7 protein-coding genes are annotated in these 7,917 nt (G+C 63.7%); 5 read left to right on the forward strand and 2 right to left on the reverse strand.

Features of this window, described 5'->3' with window-relative positions:
• The first annotated feature begins 219 nt into the window (after positions 1–219).
• Positions 220–936, forward strand: a complete 717-nt coding sequence (locus QOC89_RS28570) for a DUF2968 domain-containing protein (protein WP_323048104.1) — start codon at positions 220–222, stop codon at positions 934–936.
• A gap of 181 nt (positions 937–1,117) precedes the next feature.
• On the opposite strand, the gene QOC89_RS28575 is transcribed toward QOC89_RS28570, so the two are convergent.
• On the reverse strand, positions 1,118–1,642 hold the full coding sequence (locus QOC89_RS28575; RefSeq protein ID WP_323048110.1) for a GNAT family N-acetyltransferase: 525 nt from the start codon (positions 1,640–1,642) through the stop codon (positions 1,118–1,120).
• A 312-nt stretch (positions 1,643–1,954) separates the two neighbouring features.
• On the opposite strand from QOC89_RS28575, the gene QOC89_RS28580 reads away from it, so the two are divergent.
• Positions 1,955–3,256, forward strand: a complete 1,302-nt coding sequence (locus QOC89_RS28580) for an MFS transporter (protein ID WP_323048105.1) — start codon at positions 1,955–1,957, stop codon at positions 3,254–3,256.
• Between the two features lie 190 nt (positions 3,257–3,446).
• On the opposite strand, the gene QOC89_RS28585 is transcribed toward QOC89_RS28580, so the two are convergent.
• Positions 3,447–5,294: a tetratricopeptide repeat protein gene (locus QOC89_RS28585; RefSeq protein WP_323048106.1), complete on the reverse strand. Its 1,848-nt coding sequence runs from the start codon at positions 5,292–5,294 to the stop codon at positions 3,447–3,449.
• 127 nt (positions 5,295–5,421) lie between these two features.
• On the opposite strand from QOC89_RS28585, the gene QOC89_RS28590 reads away from it, so the two are divergent.
• From QOC89_RS28590 to QOC89_RS28600, 3 genes are all read left to right on the forward strand, one after another.
• Entirely contained in the window at positions 5,422–5,781 is a 360-nt protein-coding gene (locus tag QOC89_RS28590; protein ID WP_323048107.1) for a metalloregulator ArsR/SmtB family transcription factor, read from the forward strand.
• A complete protein-coding gene (locus tag QOC89_RS28595; RefSeq protein ID WP_323048108.1) occupies positions 5,778–6,896 on the forward strand; it encodes a cation diffusion facilitator family transporter in 1,119 nt (372 codons plus the stop codon). Before QOC89_RS28590 ends, QOC89_RS28595 begins: the two co-directional genes overlap by 4 nt.
• Positions 6,897–6,965: 69 nt before the next feature.
• A partial coding sequence (locus QOC89_RS28600) for an FAD-dependent monooxygenase (RefSeq protein ID WP_323048109.1) occupies positions 6,966–7,917 on the forward strand: 952 nt, incomplete at its 3' end.

The raw sequence follows: 7,917 nt of genomic DNA on the forward strand, positions 1-7,917 counted from the left end.
CGCCATGCAAATTGGGAAATGTCTGCACGAGTCGAATTGTTGCGTTTTTGTCTTATCTGAAATCTTTTATTTCGCGACGGGTGGATGCATCCGGCCAAATCATTCGTTATCGATTTATCTCGATTTAAAGTCCGTCGGCGCGACCTTTGAATGCTTCGCTTAACAGCTAATCCGCGCGATAATCTGCGGCTGTTTTGAATTTGCATGGAGCATGCACGTATGAAGTACCCCTTAATTGTACGGCGCGCCATGCTGCTCGCGGCCTCGTGCGCGCTGTTGCAGCATGGTGGTTTTGTGCTGGCAGCGCAGAGCGACGAGGCCGCGCCTTTAGTCGGCACGCGGCCGGCCATGAACACGCTAACGCCGCAACCGGTTGCCGCCGCGCTGCGCAATGCGGCATCGAGCCCGCCGGCTAGCGCGAGTGACGCGCAAGGCAATGTCGCCGAACTGATGCAGATGATTCACGGCGCGAAGCTGAGCGAATTACGCACCACGTATAACGGCAGTTACGGCGCGAGTCTGTTCTTTTATCCGCAGGAAATGACGTACTACGTCGCGCTGTTTCAGGACAAGCATTTCTGGCGCGTGATCAAATCGCAGGACATGGCGCGCGCCGAATCGGTCTATGCCGGCTTCGTCCAGCAGACGGCGCAACTCGCGGACGTCGAGATTCGCCGCACGCAGTTGCAGGCGCAGAAGGCATATATCGAAGACATCATCGCGCTGTCGGAAGATCGCGCGAAACGGCTGCAGGCCGATCTCGACGTCGCGCGTGCACAGCAAGCCAAGGTCAACGACTACCAGCGGCAGACGCAAGGCGAAGCGGCTACGCTGAACGCGGAGAAGGAAAAGGCGCAGGCGCAATTGCGTCAGGTGCAGGGCCAAGTGATGCAGTTGCAGCGGCAAACCGAGTTGGGATTGCCAACGCAGAAGTAGGCGGATGAGTGGCGAAAATCCCCGGCGTTTCTCGTGGCCGGGTTCAGGCTTCTGACCAGCCCCACGTTTTTCGGAGCGTGGGGTTTTGTTTTTCTGCGCCCCGATTCTGCGATATCGACGCGCTTACTTCGCGAACTGATCGCGATTCTCGGTCACGCGACGTTGCGACAGGACGCTTGTGTCATCGATCCAGCCGGTACACATAGCGCAATGCAGTAATATCCACGCCGCCCATATGATCGGGCTCGGCACCGACGAACTGCCAGCCTTGTTTCTCATAGAAGCCGATTGCCGGCGTGTTGCCTTCGAGCACGTAAAGGTACAACTGCGTTTCGCCTTGCGCGTGAGCCCAGTCTTCGGCGGCCCGCATCAACAGCTTGCCCGCGCCGATGCCCTGATGTCCCGGCAGCGCATGCAGGTTGTCGAGCAGGACGCCCCACGCTGACTCGGGTTGCCGTTCGACGCAGACAAACCCGATCGGCTCGCCCGCGAGCTCGGCGATCAGGACGATCCGGCGCTCGCCGCCCGGTGCGCGCAGGCGTGCTTCCCAATAGGCGGCGCGCTCCCGCGTCACGTCGCCGTCGAGGAAGGCATCGGGCAACAGGCCGCGATAAGTGGCCTGCCAGCTGGTGCTATGAATCGAGGCGATCAGTGCGGCATCCGCGAGTGTCGCGGGGCGCAGCGAAAGTGCGTGGGGGGTTTGCATCGGGATGGTGGTCAACGGGAATTGCCTGTCTGCGAAAAGTTTATCGCAAGGGTATCGAGCGGTGGCCTGTAATGAAACCGTATGGAATGCGCGACACTGCCTTGAACGATAACATTACGTGTTGTGGCCTTCGGCTGTTTCACAACGTTTACCCTGGTACCGTGCAGATCCGTTCGGCATGAAAATGCCGCGCCCGCGGCGCGTTCCACGTCTACCATATTGCCAGTGGCATCCGCTTGCCGAGCGCGGTGGATCGTTTCAACTGCCTGAGCGCCGCCTGTCTTCGTGGCGACGGGCTTATCAGAGAATGTCATGTCTACTGCGACACACGCCACTTCCTCCTCCCAGGAATCCAAGGTCAAGACAGTTTTCCGCGTCGTCAGCGGCAACTTTCTTGAGATGTACGACTTCATGGTCTACGGCTATTACGCGTCCGCGATTGCCAAGACCTATTTCCCGAGTGGCAACGAATTCGCCTCGCTGATGCTGTCGCTGTCGGTCTTCGGTGCGGGCTTCCTGATGCGGCCGCTCGGCGCGATCGTGCTCGGCGCCTACATCGATCATCATGGCCGGCGCAAGGGCCTGATCCTCACACTCGGGCTGATGGCGCTCGGCACCCTTACGGTCGCCGCCATTCCGGGCTACGCGACCATCGGTGTCCTTGCCCCGGCGCTCGTGCTGTTCGGCCGCTTGCTGCAAGGCTTCTCCGCCGGGGTCGAACTAGGCGGCGTGTCCGTGTATCTGTCGGAGATCGCCACCAAGGGCAACAAGGGCTTCTACTGCGCGTGGCAGTCGGGCAGCCAGCAGGTTGCCGTGGTGTTCGCCGCGCTGATCGGCGTGGTGCTCAACAAGGTGCTGCCGGCTGATCAGATGACGGCCTGGGGCTGGCGCGTGCCGTTCCTGATCGGCTGCCTGATCGTGCCGTTCCTGTTCCTGATTCGCCGTTCGTTGCAGGAAACCGAGGAATTCAAGGCGCGCAAGCATCATCCGAGCATGGGCGAGATCATGAAGACGATGGCCGCGAACTGGGGCATCGTGCTGGGCGGCATGGGCATGGTGATCATGACCACCGTGTCGTTCTACATGATCACGGCCTATACGCCGACCTTCGGCAAGGAAGTGCTGAAGCTGTCGTCGATCGATACGCTCGTTGTCACGGTCTGTATCGGTCTGTCGAACCTGGTGTGGCTGCCGCTCGCGGGCGCGTTGTCGGACCGTGTCGGCCGCCGTCCCGTGCTGCTGGCCTTCACGATCCTGACGATCGTCACCGCGTATCCGGCGCTGCAATGGCTGGTCGCCGAGCCGTCGTTCGCTCGCCTGCTGGCGGTCGAATTGTGGTTGTCGTTCCTGTACGGCAGCTACAACGGCGCGATGGTGGTGGCGCTGACCGAAGTGATGCCGGTCGAAGTGCGGACCGCCGGTTTCTCGCTGGCCTATAGCCTTGCCACGACGATCGGCGGCTTCACGCCGGCCATCTCGACGCTGCTGATTCACACCACCGGCAACAAGGCCGCGCCGGGTCTGTTCCTCGGCGTGGCGGCGATCTGCGGGCTGATCGCGACGCTGGTGCTGTATCGCACGCCGGAGTCGCGCAATCAGTATCGAACGGCTTGAGGGCAGGTTAAGGCTCACCGTTTATCCGGACAAACAAAAACCCCGCGTTCTCACGAGCGCGGGGTTTTTTCTTGTGGGGCACCGCGTTGTGATGGAATTCGCTAACGCCGGCCGCGATTAGCCGCAGCGCAATTCGCCCACCACTGCCTCCATCAAATCGCTGCAATGGATGTTGCTGAAGCCGCCCCGGTCAGCCGCGGCGCAATGCATTCGCCACCGCCTCCACCACCTCGCCCCACGCGCCCGGTCGCGTCTGACGCAGCAGCGTTGCGCCCGGATACCACGGGCTGCGCGTTTCGCCGACAAACCAGCGCCAATCCGCGGCGAACGGCAGCATCAGCCACAGCGGCTTTCTCAGTGCGCCGGCCAGGTGAGCGATCGAGGTGTCGATCGACACAACCGCGTCGAGCCGCTCGATGATCGCCGCGGTGTCCGCGAAATCGCCGATCCGTTGATCGAAGCGATGAATCGACGCTGCACGCGGATGCGCGTCGAGCGCCGCGCGTTCCTCGGCGCTGAGTTCAGGTTGCAGCACGATCCAGTCGATCCCTTCGAGCGCGAACAACGGCGCGAGCGCCGCGAGCGGCATCGAACGGGTTTCGTTCTTCTGGACGCGTCCTGACCACGCGATGCCGATCTTGCGTTTCGCCTGACCGCCAAGCGAGCCGCGCCATTTGCGGCCATAAGCCGGCGGCACGCTGAGGTAAGGCGTGCGGGCCGGGATCGTGTCATAGGTTGTGCCGAGCGCGAGCGGCAAGCTGAGTAACGGGCATTGCAGATCCGCCACGGGACGCGGTGCGCCCTGGGCGATCAGCGTCACGCGCCAGGCTTGCGCAGCAGGCGCGAGCAGCGGCAGCAATTGCGGCTGCACTTCGAGCACCACACGCGCGGCACGCTGCGCGGCCAGCGGCACGAAGCGCACGAATTGCAGCGTATCGCCGAAACCCTGCTCGGCGTGGATCAGCAGCGTACGTTGTTCGATCGGCTCGCCATGCCAACGCGGCAACGTCTGGATGACCGGTTGCGCAGTGGTCTGCAGCCGCCATTCGTATTCCGGCAGTCCGCGCGCGAAGTCGCGCAACGCGAGCCATGCAAGCGCGCGGTTCATATGCGCGGACGCGAGGTCGGGGCGCAAGCGCAGCGCCTGATCGAATGCCCGGACAGCGGCGGCTTGCGCACCCAAGGCCTGGTGCGCGGTGCCGAGACTCAGCCAGGCGAGCGCGAATTGCGGATCGAGGCCGACCGCGCGTTCGAGATACGGCAGTGCTTCCGCATGGCGTCCCAACGCCGCGAGCGCGTTGCCGAGCCCGAAGATGGTGGGCGGCAGGTTCGGCTGCAAAGCGAGCGCGTTCCGGAAAGCGGCGACCGCTTCTTCGTGGCGGCCGGTGGCGTCGAGCGTATTGGCGAGATTGAAGTGCGCGGCGACGAAACGCGGTTCGGCCGCCAGCGCCTCTTGAAAGCGCGGAATCGCCTCGTCCGCGCGGTCGAGCGCGTTCAGCGACATGCCCATGTTGTTCAGCGCGCCAGCATGCCCGGGACGCAATTCGAGCGTGCGCTGGAAGGACGCGATCGCCTCCGCGTGACGGCCGAGCGCATGCAATGCGTTGCCGAGATTGTTATGCGACGAGGCGTCGTTCGGTTGCAGGCGCAACGACTTTTCGAAGGCGTCGGCGGCGTCTTCGTGACGGCCTACCGAGGCGTACGCATTGCCCAGGTTGTAGTGCGCCATCGGGAACGACGGTGCAAGCGTGAGCGCATTGCGGAACTGTTCGATCGCGTCGTCGATCTGGCCGAGCGCCTTCAGCGCGTTGCCGAGGTTCAGTTGTAGCGCGGCGTCTTCCGGGCGCAGGTTCACTGCGCGCCGCACGAGCTCGGCGGCTTCGGCGTGCTGGCCCTGCTGGTGGCGCAGGACGCCCAGCAGATGCAATGCATCGACGTGCACGGGATCGCCGTCGAGCGTCGCGCGATAGTCGCGTTCGGCGTCTTCGAGGCGGCCGTCACGATGCGCCGCGAAAGCGCGGTCAAATACTTGTTGCATGCCGGAGGGATGGGATTTCTGGGGAGGCGGACGCTGCATTTTCCCACACTCGCCGGGCCGCTCTCCGATTTGACCTGTTGTCTCGATATCTATAACATATGAATACCTGTTCATATGTTTGCCGCCCATGCCTTCTGCAGTGGTTTTCACGACATCGCTAGCCAGTTTCGAAGACCGCCCGGTGGAGACGATCGTGCCGCTGGCCGACCTGTTCAGGTTGCTGGGCGACCCGACGCGCTTGCGCATCGTGCTCGCATGCGTCGACGAGCGGCGCGCGGTCGGCGCGATTGCCCAGGGGCTGGGCTTATCGCCGTCGCTGGTGAGCCACCATCTGCGGCTGTTGCGCGCGGCGCGGATCGTGCGCGCGGAGCGGCAGGGCAAGCAGGTGTTCTATCTTGCCGCCGACCGTCACATCAGCGCGATGCTGGCCGGCATGCTCGAACATGTGGCTGAGCCGGTCGGCGAATTTCCTCTAGACCCGTCATGAAGAAAGCCACCCGCCCGAACCGGGTCGCCGAAGAGCGGGAGGACGACCACGCGCCGGTGTGGTTCGACGGGATCGATAGCGACGACGCGCCGGTGGTGGGGGAAGAGGGCGCCGATCACGATCACGTCGAGGGTGTACGCGGTGCGGTCCGTCCGGATTTTCACGATGCGAATCTTGAAAGCCACAGCCACAGCCACGGCAGTCACGCTCACGCCGGCCACGCTCACACCCACACCCCCGTCGCGGGCCATAGCCACGCTTTCGCACTCGCCGTCGCACTAAACGTCGCGATCGTAGTGATTCAAGCCATCTACGGCGTGATCGCGCACTCCACCGCGCTGCTCGCCGACGCCGGTCACAATCTCTCCGACGTCCTCGGCTTGCTGCTCGCCTGGGGCGCAGCCTGGCTCGCCACGCGCCGTCCGTCGGCACGCTATACATTCGGTTACGGCAGTTCGTCGATCCTCGCGTCGCTCGCCAACGCGGCACTGTTACTGTTCGCGTGCGGCGTGATCGTCGCCGAGGCAATCGGGCGCCTGATGAACCCGGCACCGGTCGCGGGGCTGGCGGTGTTCGTCGTCGCGACGCTCGGCGTGGTGGTGAACGGCTTCTCGGCGTGGCTGTTCATGCGCGGCCAGAAGGAAGACCTGAATATTCGCGGCGCCTTCCTGCATATGGCCGCGGACGCCGGCATCTCGGCCGCGGTCGCAATCAGCGGCCTCGTGATTCTTTACACCAGCTGGACGTGGCTCGACCCGGTAATGAGCCTGCTGGTGGTCGCGGTGGTGGTGTATGGGACGGGGGGCCTGCTGCGCGATTCGGTGCGCATGGCGCTCGATGCCGTGCCGCCCGGCGTCGACCTGCAGCCCATCCGCGACTATCTGGCCGGACAGCCCGGCGTCACCGACGTGCACGACCTGCATGTATGGGCGCTGTCGACCACCGGCAATGCGCTCAGCGCGCATCTGGTGATGCCGGCCGGCCATCCCGGCGACGAGTGCATCGACCGCATCGTCATCACCCTGCGCGAACGTTTTTCGATGCAGCACGCGACGCTGCAAGTCGACCTCGGCACCACCGAACATTCATGTGCGATGGATCATCCTCACGATTGATGCAGCGCACCGTCGAGTGGATTATCGGCGGGCGTACACTAGAACGTCCTGTTGCCTCCGGAGTTCCGCATGGACGCTGCCGCACACGATGCGTCGCCGGTGCTGATCGTCGGGGCGGGTCCGACCGGGCTCGCCGCGGCAATGAGCCTGGCACGTGCCCACATCCCCGTGCGTCTGATCGACAAAGCATTGCAACCGAGCCCGTATTCACGGGCCATCGGCATTCAGGCGCGCACGCTCGAACTGTTTGAACAGCACCGCCTGATCGAGCCGTTTCTCGAACTCGGTCATCGCGCGCGCATCGCCAATCTTTTTTCCAATGGCATGCGTCTCGCGCGCCTCGATTTCGATCCGCTGCACACGCGCTATCCGTATCTGCTGTTTCTGGATCAAGCCGTGACCGAACGTTTGCTGACGGAGCATCTCGCGACGCTCGGCGTAACGGTCGAACGCGGCGTCGAGCTGACGATGTTCTCGCAAGGATCCGCCAGCATTCAGGCGACCTTGCGGCGCGCGGACGGTCATACGGAAACCCTGCGGCCTTCGTACATGATCGCCGCCGACGGTGCGCACAGCGCGATCCGTCATCGGCTCGGCATGAGCTTTGTGGGCAGCACCTCAGAGCAGACGTTCCTGCTTGCCGACCTGCATGCCGAAACCGATTGGCCTGAAGACGAATTCCATATCTTCGCTTCGGGTGATGGCCTCGTTGCATTGTTTCCGATGGGTCATGGGCGCCATCGTCTGATCGCGGACCATCCGGTCGAACCGACCATGGTCCCGGCGCCGGCCACGCCCGCCGTGCTGGGTGAACCGCCGCTCAGTCTGGTATCGCCGCCGTCGCTCGCCGAATGCAAGGCGCTGATCGCCCGGCGCGTGCGGGAGCGCGTGGACGTGTCGGACCTGACGTGGTCGTCGTATTTCCGTCTGAACAGCAGGATGGTGGAGCGGCTGCGCGTCGGCCGTATCTTCCTCGCGGGCGATGCGGCTCACGTCCACAGTCCGGCCGGCGCGCAAGGCA

The sequence above is a fragment of the Paraburkholderia sp. genome (genome assembly GCF_034668105.1).
Classification (GTDB): Bacteria; Pseudomonadota; Gammaproteobacteria; order Burkholderiales; family Burkholderiaceae; genus Paraburkholderia.